The 433-nt window shown below is 63.5% G+C and carries 1 protein-coding gene; it reads left to right on the top strand.

The window, feature by feature from the left end; genetic code table 11:
• Positions 1-433: immunoglobulin-like domain-containing protein (locus G7009_RS27345; RefSeq protein ID WP_219856813.1), on the top strand; the 433-nt coding region annotated here is incomplete at both ends.

Here is a 433-nt window from a genome sequence, read left to right on the forward strand (position 1 = left end):
GAACCGGGAACTCCAGGTAATCCGGGTACCCCTGGCACGCCGAACGCTGGCGACCAGATCGCCGTCTCGATCGTCAGCAATGGCAACGTCACCGAAGCCGAGCAGCCGGTCTTCACCGTGCGCGTCAGCCAGGTCCTGGATCGTGAGCTCACCGTCACCCTGTCCAATGGTGACAAGGTGGTGATCGCTGCGGGCCAGACCGAAGCCACCTACCGCACCGATGCCCAGGGCGAGGACGTCTTCAAGGACGCCGGTTCGCTAACCGTTGGTATCACCGATGCCACCGTTGATGGCCAGACCTTCGAGAACCTGCAGCTGGGTGGCTCCGCCACCGTGCAGATCGCCGACACCATCAACGATGTCGTGGCGACCCTGACCGCCGACAAGACCACCGTCACCGAAGGCGGTCAGATCACCTACACCGTGACCCTGA

The organism is Pseudomonas capeferrum (assembly GCF_013523055.1).
GTDB classification, from domain to species: domain Bacteria; phylum Pseudomonadota; class Gammaproteobacteria; order Pseudomonadales; family Pseudomonadaceae; genus Aquipseudomonas; species Aquipseudomonas capeferrum_A.